The sequence below is a fragment of the Amaricoccus sp. genome (genome assembly GCF_017995835.1).
Lineage (GTDB): Bacteria > Pseudomonadota > Alphaproteobacteria > Rhodobacterales > Rhodobacteraceae > Amaricoccus.
Map to the genome: position 1 here is coordinate 1 of NZ_JAGOID010000007.1, position 19,159 is coordinate 19,159.

Here is a 19,159-nt window from a genome sequence, read left to right on the forward strand (position 1 = left end):
TGGCGAGCCGTCGAGACCGGCAACGAGAGCTGGCGTTTCAAGAACCGCGCCTGACCCGACCCTCCACGCCCCAAAACGCGCCTGACACGCCTGCGCCACCGACAAGCTCCGGCGCGTCAGGCGCGTTGCCCCTACCACGGGAGGGGTCCCTTTTCGACGCCGATAGGGGGGCCCGTTTCAGGCGCTGGCCGCGCTGCTCGGGGCCGATGCGCCTGTCGCCGAGGACGATCTCGCGCCTCACGACCGACTGGAAGGAGGAGGATGACCAATGGAAGCGATACGCTCGTGAGAAATCCGGACCAACCACGTTGGCGGCAACGTCGCCAACGCCATTTCAACATCGGGCGGGACATTCCCGGGCAAGCGGTCGCGGTACAGGGTGTTCGTCGCGGCGATTGCTGTAAGAACGGGGGCGGCGCCGCCGAAGCTGCGCCGCCCCCTGCGGATGGCTTTCGTCAGTGCGCCGCCGGCGCCGGCGGGGTCGCCGCGCCGGGGGCGGCGGCCGCGGCGGCTTTCGCCGCCTCGGCCGCCTCGTCCCATTCGATCGGCTCGGGGACGCGGGTCAGCGCCACCTTGAGCACGTCGGTCACGTTGGAGACGGGGATCAGATCGAGCCCGTTCTTCACGTTGTCCGGGATCTCGCGCAGATCCTTCACGTTCTCCGCCGGGATCAGCACCGTCTTCACCCCGCCGCGCAGCGCGGCGAGGAGCTTCTCCTTCAGCCCGCCGATCGGCAGCACGTTGCCGCGCAGCGTCACCTCGCCGGTCATCGCCACGTCGCGGCGCACCGGGATCCCTGTCAGGACCGACACGATCGAGGTCACCATCGCGATGCCCGCCGACGGCCCGTCCTTCGGGGTCGCCCCCTCCGGCACGTGGACGTGGATGTCCACCGTCTCGAACATCGGCGGCTTCAGGCCGAGATCGGGCGCCTTCGAGCGAACGTAGGACGCGGCCGCCTCGATCGACTCCTTCATCACCTCGCCGAGCTTGCCGGTCGTCTTCATCCGCCCCTTGCCGGGCAGCTTCAGCGCCTCGATCGAGAGCAGGTCGCCGCCCACCTCGGTCCAGGCGAGGCCGGTGACGACGCCGACCTGGTCAGCCTCCTCCGCGAGCCCGAACTTGAACCGGCGCACGCCCAGATACTCCTCGAGGTTCTCCGAGGTTACCACGACCTTGGCCGACTTGCCCTTGACGATCTCCGTCACCGCCTTGCGGCAGAGCTTGGCGATCTCGCGCTCGAGGTTCCGGACGCCCGCCTCGCGCGTGTAGTAGCGCACGATGTCGCAGAGCGCACCGTCGGTCATCTCGAACTCTCCGGCCTTCAGCCCGTGCCCCTTCTCCTGCTTGGCGATCAGGTGCATCCGGGCGATGCCGACCTTCTCGTCCTCGGTGTAGCCGGAAATCGAGATGATCTCCATACGGTCGAGGAGCGGCCGCGGCATGTTGTAGCTGTTGGCCGTGGTGATGAACATCACCTGGCTGAGGTCGTACTCCACCTCCAGGTAGTGGTCCGAAAAGGTTGCGTTCTGCTCGGGGTCGAGAACCTCCAGCATTGCGGAGGCCGGATCGCCCCTGAAGTCCTGGCCCATCTTGTCGATCTCGTCGAGCAGGATCAGCGGGTTGACCGTCTTCGCCTTCTTCATCGACTGGATGATCTTGCCGGGCATGGAGCCGATATAGGTCCGCCGGTGGCCGCGGATCTCCGCCTCGTCCCGGACGCCGCCGAGCGAGATGCGGATGAACTCGCGGCCCGTGGCCTTCGCCACCGACTTGCCAAGCGAGGTCTTGCCGACGCCCGGAGGCCCGACGAGGCAGAGGATCGGCCCCTTCAGCTTGTCGCTGCGCGACTGCACGGCGAGGAACTCGATGATGCGGTCCTTGACCTTCTCCAGCCCGAAATGGTCGTCGTCGAGCACGTTCTGGGCGTGGCCGAGATCCTTCCGGATCTTCGACTTCTTGCCCCAGGGGATCGACAGCATCCACTCAAGGTAGTTGCGGACCACCGTCGCCTCGGCCGACATCGGGCTCATCGAGCGGAGCTTCTTCAACTCGCCCACCGCCTTGTCGCGGGCTTCCTTCGACAGCTTGGTCCTGGCGATACGCTCCTCGAACTCGGACGCGTCGTCCTGGCCCTCGCCCTCGCCGCCGAGCTCGCGCTGGATCGCCTTCATCTGCTCGTTGAGGTAGTACTCGCGCTGGGTCCGCTCCATCTGCGTCTTGACCCGGCTCTTGATCTTCTTCTCGACCTTGAGCACGGACATCTCACCCTGCATCAGGCCATAGATGAGCTCCAGCCGCTCGCCGACGTCGGGCTCCTCGAGCAGCTTCTGGCGCTCCTCGAGCTTCACCCCGAGATGACCGGCCACGGTGTCGGCCAGCTTGCCCGCGGCCATGCCATCGCTGATCGAGGCGGCGGCCTCCTCGGAAATGTTGCGGTTGAGCTTGGCGTAGCGCTCGAACTCCTCGACCACGGCCCGGCTCAGCGCCTCGACCGCGGCGGCATCCTTCTCGGTCTCCTCGATCGGGGTGGCCTCGGCCTCGAAGAAGCTGGGGTTGTCGACGAAGCGGTCGATCCTGACGCGCGACTTGCCTTCGACCAGCACCTTCACCGTGCCGTCGGGCAGCTTGAGAAGCTGCAGCACGTTGGCTAGCACGCCGACGCGATAGATGCTCTCGGGCTTCGGTTCGTCCTCCGAGGCGTCCTTCTGGCTCGACAGCAGAATCTGCCGGTCGTCCTTCATCACCGCCTCGAGGGCGCGCACGGACTTCTCCCGGCCCACGAACAGCGGCACGATCATGTGCGGAAACACCACGATGTCGCGCAGGGGAAGGACGGGGAAGCTCTGACCGCTCTCAGTCGTCATGGTTTGTCCTTTGTCCTGGCAAAGCGGTCCGCCCCGGACGATCCAGCTGCGGGACGCTTTCCTTGGACGAGGAAATGGCCCGCCGCGCCGGACGTTTCAAGGCGCGCCATGTTGGGCCCGCCCCCCGGGCCTTGCAAGAGGCGGATGGCCGCAGAACGCCGCCCGGCGGCGTTCCGATGCGTGCGACCCCTCGCCTTGACAGCCCCGGGAGCAGCGGCGACAAGGCGGCGCTTCAGGAGGGCGAGCCGGCATGGCGACCAAGAGCAAGGCCAAGGGCGGGATCCTCGAACTCGTCAAGACGATCGTCTACGCGCTCCTGCTCGCCGGCGTCATCCGCACGCTGTTCTTCCAGCCATTCTGGATCCCCTCCGGCTCGATGAAGCCGACGCTCCTGATCGGCGACTTCCTGTTCGTCAACAAGATGGCCTACGGCTACAGCCGGCATTCCTGCCCGTTTTCGCTCTGCCCGATCCCCGGCCGCATCCTGGCACGCGAGCCGAACCGGGGCGACGTCGTGGTGTTCAAGCACCCGACCAATGGCACCGACTACATCAAGCGGCTGATCGGCCTGCCCGGCGACGTGATCGAGATGAAGGACGGGGTGCTCTACATCAACGGCGATGTCGCGCCACAGGAGCCGGCCGGCATCTTCGTCGAGGAGAACGCACCGCAGGGTCCGATGCGTGCGCTGCCACGCTGCCTGAACGCCCCAGTCCCGCCCGACGGCGACTGCGAGGCCGCGATGTCCTGGGAAACCCTGCCGGAAGGGCCGCGCCACCTGATCCTCGACATCGAGCCGAACGGACCCGGCGACAACGCCGGCCCCTTCACCGTGCCCGAGGGCGAGTTCTTCTTCATGGGCGACAACCGCGACAACTCGCTCGACAGCCGCTTCTCGCGTGGGGCCTTCGGCGTCGGCACGGTGCCGTTCGAGAACTTCGTCGGTCGGGCGGACCGGGTGATCTTCTCCTCCGGAGGCGCGTCGATGCTGTTCTTCTGGACATGGCGGCCGGACCGGTTCTTCGTCCCCGTCCAGGCCGCCCAGGCGCAGTGAAGCTCAGCCAGGCCATGACGGCGGCGGCGGGGCGGCTCGGACACGCCTTCGCCAGGCCGGAGCTGCTGATCGAGGCGCTGACCCACCCTTCCACCGGCGCGCCGGCCGACAACCAGCGGCTGGAGTTCCTCGGCGACCGCGTGCTCGGCCTCGTCATCGTCGAGGCGCTGCTCGCCGACGACCCGGGCGCCTCGGAGGGCGTGCTGGCGCCGCGGCTGAACGCGCTCGTCCGCAAGGAGACCTGCGCCGAGGTGGCCCAGGAGATCGACCTCGGCGCGGCCCTGAAGCTCGGCCGGTCGGAGGCGCTCTCCGGTGGTCGGCGCAAGACCGCGCTCCTCGGCGACGCAATGGAGGCGGCGATCGCCGCGATCTACCGTGACGCCGGCCTCGACGCCGCCCGCGCGGCCGTCCTCCGCCTCTGGGGCCCGCGCATCGCCGCCACGCGGGCGCAGGCCCAGGATCCCAAGACCGCGTTGCAGGAATGGGCGCAGGCGCGCGGCCAGCAGCCGCCCGAGTATGTCGACCTCGGCCGCTCCGGCCCCGACCACGCGCCGGTCTTCACCGTCGAGGCCCGGCTCGACGACGGCCGCGCGGCGCGGGGCGAGGCGACTTCCAAGCGCGCGGCCCAGAAGGCCGCGGCGGCGGCGCTCCTCGCCAACCTCGGAGACGATGCATGAACGAGGACGCCGGAACCCGCTGCGGCTTCGTCGCCCTGATCGGCGAACCGAACGCCGGCAAGTCGACGCTCTTGAACGCCATGGTGGGCGCGAAGGTCTCGATCGTCACCCACAAGGTGCAGACTACGCGCGCCCGCATTCGCGGCATCGCCATGGAAGGCGCCGCACAGCTGGTCTTCGTCGACACGCCCGGCCTGTTCCGTCCGCGGCGCCGGCTCGACCGGGCGATGGTCGCCGCGGCCTGGGGCGGGGCGGCCGACGCCGACGTCACCGTCCTGCTGATCGAGGCGCATCGCGGCCTGACCGAAGGCGTCCACGCGATCCTCGACGGGCTCGGCGAGCACCTGCCCGCCGGGCGCAAGGTCGCGCTCGCCATCAACAAGATCGACCGGGTCAAGGCCGAGGCGCTGCTCGCCCTTGCGGCGCAGGCCAACGCCGCGCGCGACTTCGCCGCGACGTTCATGATCTCGGCCGAGCGCGGCCACGGCGTCGCCGACCTCAGGCGCTGGCTCGCCGGCGAGGTTCCCCCCGGGCCCTGGCTCTATCCCGAGGACCAGCTCGCCGACCTGCCGCTGCGCCTGCACGCCGCCGAGACGACGCGCGAGAAGCTGACCCTGCGGCTGCATCAGGAACTGCCCTACGAGCTCACCGTCGAGACCGAGGGCTGGGAGGAGCGCAAGGACGGCTCGGTGCGCATCGACCAGGTGGTCTATGTCGCCCGCGACGGCCACAAGGGCATCGCGCTCGGCCCGAAGGGCGAGACGATCAAGGCGGTCGGCAAGGCGGCGCGCGAGGAACTGAAGGTTTTCCTCGGCCGCGACGTGCATCTGTTCCTGACGGTCAAGGTGCGGCCGAACTGGCTCGACGAGGCCGAGCGCTACGGCGAGATGGGGCTCGACTTCCCGAAGGAGCGCTGAGCCCCGTGGAGCCGAGGCTGACCGCCGGCTTCTGGGTGCAGGCCTACCTGACCCGCCTGCGCCTTGCCGACATCCCCGCCTTCGTCGTCGCCCGGGGCGACGCGACCGCGGGGGCGGTGATCGTCAAGGTCTCCACCCTCGACGGGCGGGCGCAGGCGTTCCACCGCACCTTCGATCTCATGGGCGGCGGCCGGGTCTGGGCCGTCCTCGCCGAGGGCCCCGAGACGGAGGTCGACGCCGCTCTGGCGCGACAGCGGGGCTACGATCCCGACCTCTGGGTGATCGAGGTCGAGGACCGCACCGGGCGGAGTCTGCTCGGCGCGGCGGGGCTCGAATGAGAGGCTGAAAACGAAACGCCTCGGAGACAAGGCGGTGAGAACCCGCATGGGACGATGTGGGCCGGCTTCCTGTGCGGGGTTTCCGACTGCGTGCGCCTTGGGTTCGGCTGGAGGATGGGGGCGACGGGTCCCCGCCTCTGGTTGGGGATCGGGGGTCCGGTGGGGCGGCGCCTATGCGGCGGCCAGCCGCCAGGCGCAGGCCATGTTGTGGGCCAGGGCATACCAGAGCGCCGCCGCCGTGACTTTCGCCACGCCCCGGACGACGAAGCGGGTAAGCCCCCGGTTGCGCGCCTGGGCATTCACGCATTCGGCGGTCGCCGCCCGTTGCGCTGGCGGCGCCGTCTTTCCGCACCCGGCGTCCCCGGATGGGGCAGGGGGGCGCAGAGGTCCGGTCAGTCGTAGCTGCGGCGGTCCTCGATCACCTTGCCGTCGTTCGGGAGCGATCCGGGGGCGACGATCTCGACCTCGCCGCGGAGGCGCAGCAGGGCCTGAACGCTCTCGGCAAGCGCGCGGCGATCGGCCTGCTCGGCCTCGACGAGGACGCGCATCCGGTCGGCGTCGCCGTCGCGCTCGGCGACGACGCGGACGCGGCGCAGCTCCGGATGGCGGGCCGCCAGGGCGGCGACCTGTTCGGGCCGCACGAACATGCCCTTGATCTTCGTCGTCTGGTCCGCCCGGCCCATCCAGCCGCGGATGCGCATGTTGGTCCGGCCGCAGGGGCTCGTCCCCGGCAACACCGCCGACAGATCGCCGGTCGCGAAGCGGATCAGCGGATAGTCCGGGTTCAGCGTGGTCACGACGACCTCGCCGACCTCGCCTTCGGGAACCGGATCGCCGGTCCCTGGGCGGACGATCTCGACCACCACCCCCTCGTCGACGATCATTCCCTCGCCGCCGGCGCTCTCGTAGGCGATCAGGCCCAGATCGGCGGTCGCGTAGCATTGCAGGCAGGCGATCCCCCGCTCGGCATATCCCGCCCTCAGCGCGGGAAAGAGCGCGCCGCCCGAGACGGCGGCCTTCGTGAAGCCGAGCCGCAGGCCGAGTTCGTCCGCCTTGTCGAGGATGACCTTGAGGAAATCCGGCGTCCCGGCATAGGCTGTCGCGCCGAGTTGCGCTGCCGCCTCGGCCTGAAGCTCGGTCTGGCCCGTCCCCGCCGGGATCACCGCGGCGCCCACTGCCGCGGCGCCGCCCTCGAACATCATGCCCGCCGGGGTCAGGTGGTAGGAGAAGCAGTTCTGCACCAGATCGCCCGGCCCCACGCCGCAGGCGCGCAGGAACCGTCCGATCCGCCACCAGTCGCCGCCGCGCCGGCCCGGCTCGTAGATCGGGCCGGGGCTCTGGAAGGCATGGTCGAAATCCGCCGCGCTTCCGGTCGCGAAGCCGCCATAGGGCGGCGACGCCTTCTGCGCCGCCGAAAGCTCGGCCTTGCGCAGCACCGGCAGCCGCGCCAGCGCCGCCCGGTCGGCCACCCCCGCCGCCTCGATCCCGGCGAGATGCGCGGCCATCGCCGGCGCCCCGGCGATCGCCGCCGCCACCGCCCGCGGCAGGGCTCCGGCGAGCGCGACCGCCCGCGCCTCGGGGCTCCGCGTCTCCTCGCTCACGCCAGCCACCGCTTGCGCCTCCTGTAGCTCCTCACCTCGCGGAAACTCTTCCGCCCGGTGTCCGACATGCCGAGATAGAATTCCTTCACGTCCGGGTTCTCGCGCAGGGCCGCCGCCGGCCCGTCCATCACCACCCGCCCCGACTCGAGAATGTAGCCGTAATGCGCGAAGCGCAGCGCCACGTTGGTGTTCTGCTCCGCGAGAAGGAAGCTCACCCCCTCCTTCTCGTTCAGCGTCTTCACGATGCCGAAGATCTCCTCGACGAGCTGCGGCGCCAGCCCCATCGACGGCTCGTCGAGCAGCACCGTCTCCGGCCGCGACATGATCGCCCGGCCGATCGCGCACATCTGCTGCTCGCCGCCCGAGGTATAGCCGGCCTGGCTCTTCCGCCGCACCTTCAGCCGCGGGAAATAGGCGTACACCATCTCCAGATCCCGGGCGACCGCGGCCGAGCCGTCACGGCGCGTGAAGGCGCCGGTCATCAGGTTCTCCTCGATGGTCAGGTGCTCGAAGCAGTGTCGCCCCTCCATCACCTGGATCACGCCGCGGCGCACCAGCTCGGCCGGGTTCAATGCGCCGACCGGCTCGCCGCGGTAGAGGATGCTGCCCTTGGTGATATCGCCCCGCTCCGAGGCGAGCAGGTTCGAGATCGCCTTCAGCGTCGTCGTCTTGCCCGCGCCGTTGCCGCCGAGAAGCGCGGTCACGCCCCCCTTCGGCACCGAAAGGCTCACGCCCTTCAGCACGAGGATGACGTGATTATAGATCACCTCGATGTTGTTGACCTCGAGCAGGGTCTCGCCCTGCGGGGCGGCGTCGAGCATGTCATCCTCCGAACAAGCGCCCCCGGCCCGCAGGCCGGGGGGACGTCAGCGCCGGGCCGGTCAGCCGGCCGGGCACTCGCGCTGGACAGTTCCGCTCTCGGCGCGGAAGGCGGCGGCGTCCTCCTCGACCAGCGGCCAGATCACGTCGTTGTCGGGCTCGATGAAGTCGGTCAGCACCACCCACTTCTTCTCGGCGGCGTTCCACTGGGTCATCATGCCCTTGCCGGCGGAGCGATGGTTCTGGCAGGTCACGGCGATCTCGGGCGAGAAGCCGGTCATGCCGAGCGCCTCCAGCGCGGCGGCGTCGAGGCTGAGCGCCTCCATGCCGTCGCGCATCTCCTCGGGCGTGATGTTGGCGTGACCGGCGAGCGCCTGGGCCTTCTTCGCGCTCTCCGCGGCCAGCATGGCGGCGAAGATGCCGCGATTGTACTGGACCGTGCCGACGCTGGAGCCGTCGCCCGCGCCCTTGCCGGCGTCGGTGACGTATTGCCGGAGATCGTCATAGAACTTGTAGTGGTCGCCGACGCCGGTGAAGGCGAGCGCCTTGTAGCCGTCGGCCCCGGCGCCCGCGGGCAGCACGTCAGGCTCGGCGCCGGACCACCAGATGCCGATGAAGTGATCCATCGGGAAGCCGATCGAGGCGGCCTCGCTGACGGCGACGGAGTTCATCACGCCCCAGCCCCACATCAGCACGAAGTCGGGGCGCTCGCGGCGGATCTGGAGCCACTGGCTCTTCTGCTCCTGGCCGGGGCTGTCGACCGGGATGGTGGTCAGCGTGAAGCCGTACTTCTCCGAGAGCTTCTCCAGCGTGCGGATCGGCTCCTTGCCATAGGCGGAGTTGTGGTAGACGAGCGCGATCTTCTTGCCCTCGAGGCTGCCGCCGCTCTCGTCGAGCAGGTACTTGATCGCGACCGAGGCGCCGTCCCAGTAGGTGGCGGGGAAGTTGAAGACCCAGGGGAAGGTGGCGCCGTCGGCGGCCGAGGTGCGGCCGTAGCCGACGGTCAGCAGCGGCAGCTTGTCCTCGGTCATGCGCGGGATGAGCTGGTAGGTGATGCCGGTCGACATCGGCTGGAGCACCAGCGGCTGGCCGCCGCGGAGCTGCTCGTAGCACTCGACGCCGCGGGTGGTGTCGTAGGCGGTCTCGCATTCGGTGACGACGGCCTTCTCGCCGCCGATGCCGCCGTCGCGCTCGTTGAGAAGCGTGAAGTAGTCGGCGTAGCCATCGGCGAAGGGCACGCCGCCGGAGGCGTAGGGCCCGGTCCGGTAGGAGAGCGAGGGGAAGTTGAGGTCCGCCAGCGCGGGGCCGGCGGTCAGCGCGGTGGCGAGGGCCAGCGCGGCGGTGCGGGTCAGTCGCATTCTTGTCAGTCCTCCCGTTGGTTTCATTGCGGCCGCCCCCTCAGTGCGGGAAGGGCCAGAGGCGAAGCTTTTCCTTGGTCAGCCGCCAGAGCTGGGCGAGACCGTGCGGCTCGACGATCAGGAACACCATGATCAGCAGCCCGACCACGAGCAGCTCCACATGGGCGGCGAGGTCGGTCGGCCAGCCGAGGCCGCCGACCATGACGTTCTTCAGCAGGATCGGCAGCAGCACCATGAACCCGGCCCCGAGGAACGAGCCGAGGATCGAGCCGAGCCCGCCGATGATGACCATGAACAGCACGAGGAACGACACCCGGATCCCGAAGGCGTCCGTCACCTCGACGGCGCCGAAATAGACCGTGAAGTAGAGCGCGCCGGCGACGCCGATGAAGAAGGACGAGACCGCGAAGGCCGAGATCTTGGCCCGGAGCGGGCTTACCCCGATGATCTCGGCGGCGATGTCCATGTCGCGGATCGCCATCCAGCTCCGTCCGATCCGTCCCCGCGTCAGGTTCTTGGCCACGAGCGCCAGCGCCACGAGGATGGCGAGGCAGAAGAGGTACTTCGCCGCCGGCGTCGCCGCCGCTCCCGTCACCGCCTGGCCGAACACCGTCCGGACCGGCGCGTTGATATGCCCGGTGGCCGAGTTGTTCATGAACCACGGCACCTTGTTGAAGAGCCAGACCAGGAAGAACTGCGACGCGAGCGTCGCCACGGCGAGGTAGAAGCCCTTGATCCTCAGGCTCGGCAGGCCGAACGCCATGCCGACCAGCGCGGTGATGAAGCCGGCGAGGACCACGACGAAGACGATGTTGAGGTCTGGAAACGCCGTCATCAGCTTGAAGGCGCCGAAGGCGCCGACCGCCATGAATCCCCCGGTTCCGAGCGAGACCTGCCCGCAATAGCCCGTCAGGATGTTGAGCCCGATCGCCGCGATCGACCAGATCAGGAACGGCAGCAGGACCGCATTCGACCAGTAGTTGTTGATGACGAAGGGCACGAGCAGGAACGCGACCGCCACCAGCACGTAGAAGGCATTGCGGTCGAAGCGGATCGGGAACGTCTGCTCGTCCGCCGCATAGCTCGTCTTGAAGTCGCCGGCCTCGCGATAGAGCATCGCCTCACTCCTCCCAGACGTTCGCGGTCGCGGCGAAATCCCTGCCCTTGGCCTGGATCACGCAGAAGCGTTGTCCGGTCGGGGCCTCCATCACGGTCCAGGTCCGGACCCGCTCCACCACGCGCGCGCCCAGCCGTTCCAGTCGGGCGACCTCGGCCGGGATGTCGTCGGCGGCGATGTCGAGATGCACCCGGGACGGATGCGCCACCTTCTGCACCTCGACCTGCAACCCGCCCCGCTCGTCGAGCCGAACGTACTTACCCTGCGGCTTGCGCCGCTTCGCGTCGCCGAAGGCGCCGCCCCAGAAGTCCGCCGCGGCGTCGAGATCGGCGCCCTCGCAGTCGATGATGAAGCCCGCGAGCCGGCTGCGATGCATCTCAGTCCTCCCAGACGTTCGCGGTGGCGCGGAACGCGTCCGAGCGGCCCTGGATGATGCAGAAACGCTGTCCGGTCGGCGCCTCCATGATCGTCCAGGTCTTGACCTCGGCGACCTTGCGCGCGCCGAGCGTCTCGAGCCGGGCCACCTCCGCCGGAATGTCGTCGGCGGCGATGTCGAGATGCACGCGGCTCTCGTGGTCGACGGTCTGCACCTCGACGTGCAGCCCGCCGACCGATCCCAGATCGACATAGTTCGGCGCGGCCGGGCGCACCTCGAGCCCGAGCGCGGCGGCCCAGAACGCGCCGGCGGCGTCGAGGTCGTCGGTCTTGCAGTCGATGACGAGGGCGGCGAGCCGGCTGCGATGCGTCATGTCATACCCGCTCGATGATCCGCTCGCCGAACAGCCCCTGCGGCCGGAACATCAGGAACACCAGCGCGAGCACGTAGGCGAACCAGTTCTCCGTCGCGCCGCCGATCATCGGCCCGATGGTGAACTCGAAGAGCTTCTCGCCGACGCCGATGATGAGGCCGCCGACGATCGCCCCGGGGATGGAGGTGAACCCCCCGAGGATCAGCACCGGCAGCGCCTTCAGCGCGATCAGGCTGAGCGAGAACTGCACGCCGGTCTTCGCCCCCCACATCGCCCCGGCGACCAGCGCCACGATGCCGGCGATCGACCAGACGATCACCCAGATGGCGCGAAGCGAGATGCCCACGGACAGCGCCGCCTGGTGGTCGTCGGCCACCGCCCGGAGCGCCCGCCCGATCCGGGTGTACTGCGAGAACAGGGTGAGGCTGACCACGAGGATGCCCGCGATCACCGTCGCGGTGATGTCGAGCTTGTCGATATACATCCCCCAGTAGCCGGAATCCGCCGCCCAGCCCTTGGTCAGGTTCTCGAACCAGAGGCTTCCGCCCTGCGGCAGCCCGATTTCCACCGCGCGCACGTCCGCGCCCCACATCAGGTCGCCGAGGCCCTCGAGAAAGTAGGCGAGCCCGATCGTCGCCATGAACAGGATGATCGGCTCCTGGTTCACCAGATGCCGCAGCAGCAGCCGCTCGACGAGGATCGCGACGATCACCATCACGCCCGCCGTCAGCAGGATCGCGACGATGGCCGGCAGCTCCCAGCCGAAATGGGATATCTCGATCCCGGTCACCGCCTTGATCAGGTGCGAGAACGGCACCTGTCCCGATTGCAGCCCCACGAGCGTCAGCGCCGCAAACAGCGCCATCACGCCCTGCGCATAGTTGAAGATGCCGCTGGCCTTGAAGATCAGCACGAAGCCAAGCGCGACGAGCGAATAGAGCACCCCGACCATCAGGCCGTTGATGATCACCTCGATGGTGTCGAGCATCCAGATCGGCATGTCAGTGGCCCACGCCGAGATAGGCTTCGATCACCTCGGGATTCGAGCGCACCTCGTCCGGCGTCCCGTCCCCGATCTTGCGCCCGTAGTCGAGCACCACCACCCGGTCCGAGATGTCCATCACCACCCCCATGTCGTGCTCGATCAGCGCGATCGTCGTGCCGAACTCCTCGTTCACGTCGAGGATGAAGCGGCTCATGTCCTCCTTCTCCTCGACGTTCATTCCGGCCATCGGCTCGTCCAGCAGCAGGAGCTTGGGCTCTGCGGCGAGCGCCCGGCCGAGCTCGACCCGCTTCTGCAAGCCGTAGGGCAGCCGCCCCACCGGCGTCTTGCGGATCGCCTGAATCTGGAGGAAGTCGATGATCTTCTCGACCACCTCGCGGTTCTGGTACTCTTCCTTCTCCGCCGGCCCCTTCCACAGCGCCTGCCAGAACATGTTGGACTTCATCTTGGTGAAGCGCCCGGTCATGATGTTGTCGAGCGTCGACATGCCCTTGAAGAGCGCGATGTTCTGGAAGGTCCGGGCGATCCCCTGGTGCGCGATCGCATGCGGCCGCAACGACCCGCGCTTCTCGCCGCGGAACCAGATCTCGCCTTCCTGGGGATGGTAGAAGCCGTTGATGACGTTCAGCATCGACGACTTGCCGGCGCCGTTCGGCCCGATGATCGCGCGGATCTCGCCCTCGCGGATGTCGAAGCTGATGTCCTTGATCGCCACCACGCCGCCGAAGCGCAGGGTGATGTTCCTCATCTCCATCAGCACGCCGCCGATGCGCCGCCCCGGAGCCGCCTCCGCCGCCACGGCCGGGGTCACGCGGCCGCCTTCCGGAGCGGAGCCGCCGCCACGTCGCGGATGGCGAGCGTGGCCTTGATCCGTCCCTTGCGCCCGTCCTCGTAGGTGACTTCGGTCTCGGTGTAGACGCTGTCCCTGCCGCCGTAGAGCGCCGCGATCAGGTCGGCGAACTTCTCCTCGATGATCCTGCGGCGCACCTTCCGCGTCCGCGTCAGCTCGCCGTCGTCGGCGTCGAGCTCCTTGTGCAGGATCAGGAAGCGCGCGATCTGGCAGCCCGCGAGCATCGGATCCTCCGCGAGGCTGCGGTTGACCTCCGCGACATGCCCCGCGATCGTCTCGTAGACCTTCGGATGCTGCGCCAGCTCCTGATAGGACGCATAGGCGATGTTGTTGCGCTCCGCCCAGTTGCCCACCGCCGTCAGGTCGATGTTGATGAAGGCGGTGCAGTAGTCGCGCCCGTTGCCGAACACCACCGCCTCGAGCACGTTCGGATAGAACTTGAGCTTGTTCTCCACGAACTTCGGCGCAAAAAGCGCGCCCGACGCCAGCTTGCCCACGTCCTTCGCCCGGTCGATGATCCGCAGGTGCCCCGAGCCCTCCTCGATGAAGCCCGCGTCGCCGGTGGCCACCCAGCCCTCGGCGTCCTTGGTCGAGGCCGTGCTCTCGGGGTTCCTGAAATACTCCACGAACGTCCCCGGCGAGCGGTAGAAAACCTCGCCGTTCTCGTCGATGCGGATCTCCACGCCCGGGCTCGGCACCCCCACCGTGTCGGCCCGCACCGCGCCGTCCGGTTGCTGGGTGATGAAGACGCTGGCCTCGGTCTGGCCGTAGAGCTGCTTCAGGTTGATCCCGATCGCACGGTAGAACTCGAAGATCTCGGGCCCGATCGCCTCGCCCGCCGTGTAGCCCACCCGCACCCGGCTCAGGCCCAGCGTGTTCTTGAGCGGCCCGTAGACCAGCGCCTCGCCGAGCGCATAGCGCGCCCGGTCGCCCGCCGAGACCGGCTTGCCGTCGAGGATCGCCGGCCCCACGCGCCGCGCCAGATCCATGAACGACCGGAACATCCGCCGCTTGGCCCGCCCGGCGTCCTCCATCCGGATCGTCACGCTGGTCAGCAGGCCCTCGAAGAACCGCGGCGGCGCGAAGAAGTAGGTCGGCCCGATCTCGCGCAGGTCGGCCTGCATCGTCGCGGGGCTCTCCGGGCAGTTCACGCAGAACCCGGCCCAGTAGGCCTGACCCATCGAGAAGATGAAGTCGCCCACCCATGCCATCGGCAGATAGGCGAGCACGCTGTCCTCGGCGCTCAGCTTGTCGAAATCGGCGCTCGCCTTGGCCGTGGCGACGATGTTGCGGTTCGACAGAACCACGCCCTTGGGCTTGCCCGTGGTGCCCGAGGTATAGAGCATGACGCAGGTGTCGTCCGGCCCCTGCCGCGCCACCCGCGCCGCAATGGCCTCCCGCACCGCCGGCGCCGAGCTGCGGCCCGCCGCCTGCACGTCCGAATAGGCCTTCAGCCGCGTGTGGTCGTAGTTCCGCATCCCGCGCGGGTCGAGATAGACGACCGTCTCGAGGTGGTGCAGCCGGCTCTGGATCTCCAGCACCTTGTCGACCTGCTCCTGGTCGCCGGCGACGACGAACCGCGCGCCGCAATGCTCGAGGACGTATTCCATCTCCTCGGCGACGGCGTCCTGATAGAGCGGCACCGGCACCGCGCCGCAGTGCTGCGCCGCCACCATCGCCCAGTAGAGGTAGGGCCGGTTCCGCCCGATGATCGCGAGATAGTCGCCCTCGGCGAGACCGATCTCCGCGAACCCCGCCGCCAGCGCCTCGATCTGTTCCTTCGCCTGCGCCCAGGTCCAGGACTGCCAGATCCCGAATTCCTTCTCGCGATAGGCGGGCCGGTCCCCGAACGTGCGGGCGTTGCGGGCGAGCAGCTTCGGAAAGGCGTCGAGGTCGGCGGGGATTCCGTCGGCGGGCATCGATTACCTCCCTGCGCGGCGTGATCCTTATCCGTCTCGCCTTGCGCGCGGTTGCGTTCGTCGCCCCATCCTAGCAAGAAAAGAACCCGTTTCTCAACATCGAAACTGAACGATGGTTCAGTTTTTTTCGCATCCCCGATCTGCGCTCGCGCAGTCGTGCGGGCGCGAGATGTCCGGACGGCCACCTGCCGCCCGCCGGACCCGCGAGGGGCCGGGCGGCCCGTTGCCAACCGGTCCCCGATCTGCCACTTCGGCGCGATCCTCGGGGGACCACGCGCGCGATGACCGGAATCCGCCTGTTGCCGGCCTTCCTCAGCGTGGGCTCGTGGACGCTCGTGTCGCGCGTCCTCGGCCTCGCCCGCGACATCCTCATGGCCGCCTTCCTCGGGGCGGGCCCGGTGGCGCAGGCCTTCCTGATCGCCTTCACGCTCCCGAACATGTTCCGGCGCTTCTTCGCCGAAGGGGCGTTCAACCTCGCGTTCGTGCCGCTCTTCGCCAAGAAGGTCCAGGCGGGCGAGGACGCCGAGGGCTTCGCCCGCGACGCGCTCTCGGGCCTCGGACTCGTGCTCCTCGTCTTCACCATCCTCGGCCAGATCGCCATGCCTTGGCTGGTGCTCGCGCTGGCCTCCGGCTTCGCCGGCGACGAGCGTTTCACGCTGTCGGTCGAGCACGGGCGGATCGCGTTTCCCTACATCATCCTGATCTCGTTGACGGCGCTGCTCTCCGGCGTCCTGAACTCGCTCGGCCGCTTCGCGCTGCCGGCCGCCGCGCCGATCCTGATGAACGTGGTGATGATCGCCTTCCTGCTGATCGGCTGGAGCACGGGCGGCAACATCGGCCTATGGCAGATCTGGTCGGTCCCCGTCGCCGGCGTCGCCCAGCTCGCGCTGGTCTGGTGGGGCTGCGCCCGCGCCGGGATGCCGGTCCGGCCGCGGCTCCCGCGGCTGACGCCCGACATGCGGCGGCTGGGCGTCATCATGGTCCCGGCGCTGCTCGCCGGCGGCGTGGTGCAGATCAACCTGATGGTCGGCCGCCAGGTCGGCTCGTTCTTCGACGGCGCCGTGGCCTGGCTCTCCTATGCCGACCGGCTCTATCAGCTGCCGCTCGGCGTCGTCGGCATCGCCATCGGCATCGTGCTCCTGCCCGACCTGTCGCGCCGGCTCGAGGCCGGCGACGGCTCCGGCGGTCGCGACGCCATCAACCGCGCGACCGAGTTGACGCTGGCGCTGACGCTGCCCGCCGCCGTGGCGCTGATGGTGATCCCGGTCGAGATCGTCGGCGTGCTGTTCCAGCGCGGCGCCTTCGCCGCCTCCGACACCGGGCCGACCGCGCTCGCGGTGGCGGTCTACGGCGCCGGCCTCCCCGCCTTCGTGATGCAAAAGGTGCTCTCGCCGCTTTACTACGCCCGCGAGGACACCCGCAGCCCGTTCCGCTTCGCCGTCCACGCCATGATCGTCAACGCCGTGATCGCCCTCGGGCTCGCCCCCTTCATCGGCTTCATCGCCGCCGCCCTCGGCACCACCGTCGCCGGCTGGATGATGATGTGGCAGCTCTGGCGCGGCGCCCGGCCGATGGGCGAGATGGCCGCCCCCGACGCCCGTCTGCGCCGCGCCGCGCCGCGGATCGCGCTCGCCTCGGCGATCATGGGCGCCGCGCTCCTCGCCGGCGCCTGGGCGCTCGCGCCGCTCTTCGAGGCGCCGCTCTGGCGCTACGCCGCCCTCGCGCTGCTCGTCGGCGCCGGGATGGCGGCCTACGCCGTCGCCGTCCTCCTGACCGGCGCGCTGCGCCTCGCCGACCTGAAGGCGGCGTTGCGGCGGGGCTAGTCCGGCGGCCTTCGCTTCGCCGCTGCCAGCACGTCGCCGCCGCCGGGACGGGGGGCGAACGCGCCGCGTCAGATTTCGACGCCGGCTTCGCAAAGCTCGACGACATCGACGTCCTCGCGGAAGGCGTGACGGTTCACGCGCCGCGCCCACCCCGCGCAGCGGACGTGGCCTGCACGCCGCCCTGCCCGGCGACCCGCCCGCCATCGCCGCATGGCGCTGCCGCATGGGTAGCGACGACGCCAAGGCGATCTGCAAGGAGCGCGCCGCCACCGCCGAACTCGTCAACGCCCAGTCCCGAAGTCGCGGCCTCGTCCGCGCCCGCAACATGGCCCGCCTCTGGAGCCTCGCGCCCGTCTAATACCGGCGGGCTCATGAAACGACTCGCGGGCGCTTTTTGGCCTTTGACGCTTTTATCGTTTGAACTCAGGTAGTTACCCTATCTATCACGCGTGTTAGCCCGTGCTGCGCCGGGTGGCCTGGTAGACTCGCCGGTATAATCCCGGCAGGAGACCGCGAGCCCTCGATCATGCCCAGCCGCCTCGCCACCGCCGCGACCCAACGCCCAACCTCGAACTCCCGCCCGGATCCGCCTGCTTCGTCCCCATCATCTCGGGCGCTTTCATTGGCAGCCTCTCAGATCTCGATCGGGACCATCACCTCCGGCTCGATCACCTCCACCCCCGGCAGTCCCGCCTTCAGCGCCTCGGCCGACTGCTCCAGCAGCGGGAAGGTGCGATAGTGGCACGGGATCACCGTGCGGAAGTTGAAGAATGTCCGCGCCGCATAGGCCGCCCGGGCCATGTCCATCGTGTAGTGCCCGCCCGCGCACAGGATGCCGATCTCCGGATGGTGCAGCGCCTCGAAGACGCCCATGTCGGCCGTCACGTCGGTGTCGCCGGAGAAATAGATCGTCCGCCCCTCGCCGGCGATCATGTACCCCGCCTCGCCCCCCGCATAGCCGGCGGAGCCGAAGGAGGAGGAATGCGTGGCGCTCACCATCGTCACCGCGACGGCGCCGAGCCGGATCGTGCCGCCCTTGTTGAAGTCGATCCCCTCGACGCCCTCGGCCCCGAGGATATGCACGAGCTCCGGGATCCCGGCGACCGGCAGGCGATACGCCTTCGCGAGCCGGGCCGCGTCGCCGGCATGGTCGCCATGGCCGTGGCTGAGCAGGATGCGCGTCGCGCCGGCCACCGCCTCGGCCTCGCGCTCCGCGGGAAACATCGGGTTCCCCTTCAGCCACGGATCGACGAGCAGCACCTGGTCCGCGATCTCGATGCGAAACCCCGAATGCCCGAGCCACGTCAGCTTCATGTCGATCCCCTCCCGGTCGTGCTATCCCGGCCGTGACGGCCCCCGGAGGATTGATGGACTGGTTTGCCCCCCTCGACAACTACTGCGAACGCACCGATCCCTCCTATTGGTCCGAGCCTCTCAACGCCGTCTCCAACGCCGCCTTCCTCGTCGCCGCGCTCGTCTGCTGGCGGATGATCGGTGATCGCCGCGACCCGGGCGCGCGGATCCTCGTGGTCATCCTCGCCGCCATCGGCGTCGGTTCGTACCTGTTCCACACCCACGCCCGGCGCTGGGCGCTGATGGCCGACGTCATCCCGATCCAGGTCTTCATCCTCGTCTACCTCTACCTCGCCACGGTCCGCCTCTTCGCCGCGCCGTGGTGGGCGGGGCTTGCCGCCGTCGCTCTGTTCATCCCCTTCGATGTCCTCGCCGCCCGCGGGCTCGCCGCCCTTGTCGGGCCACTCAACGGCTCGGTTTCCTACGGTCCGGTCCCGATCCTGATCGCCGCCTACGCCCTCGCGCTGCGCAACCGCGCGCCCGCCGCCGCAAGGGGGCTCGCCATCGGCGCCGCCGTGCTCGTCGTCTCGCTCTTCTTCCGCACCATCGACGCCGCGGTCTGCCCCGGCCTTCCCCTCGGCACGCATTTCCTCTGGCACCTCCTCAACGGCCTGATGCTCGGCTGGATGATCGCCGTGCTGATCCGCCACAGCCCGGCCGCCCCGACCCCCGCCGACCTTGCGAACCCCGGCCGGCGCGGCTAAACCGCGCCAT

At 69.2% G+C, this 19,159-nt stretch carries 17 protein-coding genes and 2 pseudogenes; 7 read left to right on the forward strand and 12 right to left on the reverse strand.

Going from position 1 to position 19,159, the window contains the following annotated elements; all coding sequences use genetic code 11:
• Positions 1-455: 455 nt before the first annotated feature.
• Positions 456-2,867, reverse strand: a complete 2,412-nt coding sequence (gene lon / locus KBA23_RS02175; RefSeq protein WP_290736284.1) for an endopeptidase La — start codon at positions 2,865-2,867, stop codon at positions 456-458.
• Between the two features lie 250 nt (positions 2,868-3,117).
• Between lon and lepB the strand changes: the two genes are divergently transcribed.
• From lepB to KBA23_RS02195, 4 genes are read left to right on the forward strand one after another with little or no spacing between them, the layout of a single operon-like run.
• Complete coding sequence (gene lepB, locus KBA23_RS02180) at positions 3,118-3,921, forward strand: signal peptidase I (protein WP_290736287.1); 804 nt, start codon at positions 3,118-3,120, stop codon at positions 3,919-3,921.
• The gene (gene rnc / locus KBA23_RS02185; protein WP_290736290.1) at positions 3,918-4,598 is read left to right on the forward strand and encodes a ribonuclease III; all 681 of its coding nucleotides are present in this window, start codon (positions 3,918-3,920) and stop codon (positions 4,596-4,598) included. The genes lepB and rnc overlap by 4 nt, the downstream gene beginning before the upstream one ends.
• A complete protein-coding gene (gene era / locus KBA23_RS02190) occupies positions 4,595-5,515 on the forward strand; it encodes a GTPase Era (protein WP_290736292.1) in 921 nt (306 codons plus the stop codon). The genes rnc and era overlap by 4 nt, the downstream gene beginning before the upstream one ends.
• Positions 5,516-5,520: 5 nt before the next feature.
• Complete coding sequence (locus tag KBA23_RS02195) at positions 5,521-5,853, forward strand: DUF1491 family protein (protein WP_290736295.1); 333 nt, start codon at positions 5,521-5,523, stop codon at positions 5,851-5,853.
• A gap of 171 nt (positions 5,854-6,024) precedes the next feature.
• Here KBA23_RS02195 and KBA23_RS02200 read toward each other — a convergent pair.
• The 10 genes and pseudogenes from KBA23_RS02200 to KBA23_RS02245 all read right to left on the reverse strand — a co-directional run.
• Positions 6,025-6,180 (reverse strand): annotated as a pseudogene (locus KBA23_RS02200) (transposase); the annotation flags it as partial.
• Between the two features lie 65 nt (positions 6,181-6,245).
• Positions 6,246-7,463: a phenylacetate--CoA ligase family protein gene (locus tag KBA23_RS02205; protein ID WP_290736298.1), complete on the reverse strand. Its 1,218-nt coding sequence runs from the start codon at positions 7,461-7,463 to the stop codon at positions 6,246-6,248.
• Complete coding sequence (locus tag KBA23_RS02210) at positions 7,451-8,275, reverse strand: ABC transporter ATP-binding protein (protein WP_290736301.1); 825 nt, start codon at positions 8,273-8,275, stop codon at positions 7,451-7,453. Before KBA23_RS02210 ends, KBA23_RS02205 begins: the two co-directional genes overlap by 13 nt.
• 60 nt (positions 8,276-8,335) lie before the next feature.
• Positions 8,336-9,631, reverse strand: a complete 1,296-nt coding sequence (locus KBA23_RS02215) for an ABC transporter substrate-binding protein (RefSeq protein ID WP_290736304.1) — start codon at positions 9,629-9,631, stop codon at positions 8,336-8,338.
• A 40-nt stretch (positions 9,632-9,671) separates the two neighbouring features.
• Positions 9,672-10,748, reverse strand: coding sequence for a branched-chain amino acid ABC transporter permease (locus KBA23_RS02220; RefSeq protein WP_290736307.1), 1,077 nt, complete (start codon positions 10,746-10,748; stop codon positions 9,672-9,674).
• Positions 10,749-10,752: 4 nt separating this feature from the next.
• Positions 10,753-11,124 carry a VOC family protein gene (locus KBA23_RS02225; protein ID WP_290736310.1) on the reverse strand — a complete coding sequence of 124 codons (372 nt, stop codon included), beginning with the start codon at positions 11,122-11,124 and terminating at the stop codon, positions 10,753-10,755.
• Between the two features lies 1 nt (position 11,125).
• A complete protein-coding gene (locus KBA23_RS02230; RefSeq protein WP_290736313.1) occupies positions 11,126-11,497 on the reverse strand; it encodes a VOC family protein in 372 nt (123 codons plus the stop codon).
• 1 nt (position 11,498) lies between these two features.
• Positions 11,499-12,497: a branched-chain amino acid ABC transporter permease gene (locus KBA23_RS02235; protein WP_290736316.1), complete on the reverse strand. Its 999-nt coding sequence runs from the start codon at positions 12,495-12,497 to the stop codon at positions 11,499-11,501.
• A 1-nt stretch (position 12,498) separates the two neighbouring features.
• On the reverse strand, positions 12,499-13,254 hold the full coding sequence (locus KBA23_RS02240) for an ABC transporter ATP-binding protein (RefSeq protein ID WP_290736419.1): 756 nt from the start codon (positions 13,252-13,254) through the stop codon (positions 12,499-12,501).
• 53 nt (positions 13,255-13,307) lie between these two features.
• Positions 13,308-15,269, reverse strand: a complete 1,962-nt coding sequence (locus KBA23_RS02245; RefSeq protein WP_290736319.1) for an AMP-binding protein — start codon at positions 15,267-15,269, stop codon at positions 13,308-13,310.
• A gap of 281 nt (positions 15,270-15,550) precedes the next feature.
• On the opposite strand from KBA23_RS02245, the gene murJ reads away from it, so the two are divergent.
• Both murJ and KBA23_RS02255 read left to right on the forward strand, forming a co-directional pair.
• On the forward strand, positions 15,551-17,092 hold the full coding sequence (murJ, locus tag KBA23_RS02250) for a murein biosynthesis integral membrane protein MurJ (protein ID WP_290736322.1): 1,542 nt from the start codon (positions 15,551-15,553) through the stop codon (positions 17,090-17,092).
• A 187-nt stretch (positions 17,093-17,279) separates the two neighbouring features.
• A pseudogene (locus tag KBA23_RS02255) lies at positions 17,280-17,408 on the forward strand (IS5/IS1182 family transposase); the annotation flags it as partial.
• A gap of 317 nt (positions 17,409-17,725) precedes the next feature.
• Here the strand turns inward: KBA23_RS02255 and KBA23_RS02260 are convergent.
• The gene (locus tag KBA23_RS02260; protein ID WP_290736325.1) at positions 17,726-18,406 is read right to left on the reverse strand and encodes a metal-dependent hydrolase; all 681 of its coding nucleotides are present in this window, start codon (positions 18,404-18,406) and stop codon (positions 17,726-17,728) included.
• A 53-nt stretch (positions 18,407-18,459) separates the two neighbouring features.
• Between KBA23_RS02260 and KBA23_RS02265 the strand changes: the two genes are divergently transcribed.
• Positions 18,460-19,149 (forward strand): ceramidase domain-containing protein, encoded by a 690-nt coding sequence (locus KBA23_RS02265; RefSeq protein WP_290736328.1) that lies wholly within the window; start codon positions 18,460-18,462, stop codon positions 19,147-19,149.
• Positions 19,150-19,159: the final 10 nt, after the last annotated feature.

Excerpts from the sequence above, each read along its gene's own strand:
- lon (WP_290736284.1), bottom strand. The coding sequence starts at position 2,867 with ATGACGACTGAGAGCGGTCAGAGCTTCCCCGTCCTTCCCCTGCGCGAC.
- lepB (WP_290736287.1), top strand. The coding sequence starts at position 3,118 with ATGGCGACCAAGAGCAAGGCCAAGGGCGGGATCCTCGAACTCGTCAAG.
- era (WP_290736292.1), top strand. The coding sequence starts at position 4,595 with ATGAACGAGGACGCCGGAACCCGCTGCGGCTTCGTCGCCCTGATCGGC.
- KBA23_RS02210 (WP_290736301.1), bottom strand. The coding sequence starts at position 8,275 with ATGCTCGACGCCGCCCCGCAGGGCGAGACCCTGCTCGAGGTCAACAAC.
- KBA23_RS02215 (WP_290736304.1), bottom strand. The coding sequence starts at position 9,631 with ATGCGACTGACCCGCACCGCCGCGCTGGCCCTCGCCACCGCGCTGACC.
- KBA23_RS02220 (WP_290736307.1), bottom strand. The coding sequence starts at position 10,748 with ATGCTCTATCGCGAGGCCGGCGACTTCAAGACGAGCTATGCGGCGGAC.
- KBA23_RS02225 (WP_290736310.1), bottom strand. The coding sequence starts at position 11,124 with ATGCATCGCAGCCGGCTCGCGGGCTTCATCATCGACTGCGAGGGCGCC.
- KBA23_RS02230 (WP_290736313.1), bottom strand. The coding sequence starts at position 11,497 with ATGACGCATCGCAGCCGGCTCGCCGCCCTCGTCATCGACTGCAAGACC.
- KBA23_RS02235 (WP_290736316.1), bottom strand. The coding sequence starts at position 12,497 with ATGCCGATCTGGATGCTCGACACCATCGAGGTGATCATCAACGGCCTG.
- KBA23_RS02240 (WP_290736419.1), bottom strand. The coding sequence starts at position 13,254 with ATGGAGATGAGGAACATCACCCTGCGCTTCGGCGGCGTGGTGGCGATC.
- KBA23_RS02245 (WP_290736319.1), bottom strand. The coding sequence starts at position 15,269 with ATGCCCGCCGACGGAATCCCCGCCGACCTCGACGCCTTTCCGAAGCTG.
- murJ (WP_290736322.1), top strand. The coding sequence starts at position 15,551 with ATGACCGGAATCCGCCTGTTGCCGGCCTTCCTCAGCGTGGGCTCGTGG.
- KBA23_RS02260 (WP_290736325.1), bottom strand. The coding sequence starts at position 18,406 with ATGAAGCTGACGTGGCTCGGGCATTCGGGGTTTCGCATCGAGATCGCG.
- KBA23_RS02265 (WP_290736328.1), top strand. The coding sequence starts at position 18,460 with ATGGACTGGTTTGCCCCCCTCGACAACTACTGCGAACGCACCGATCCC.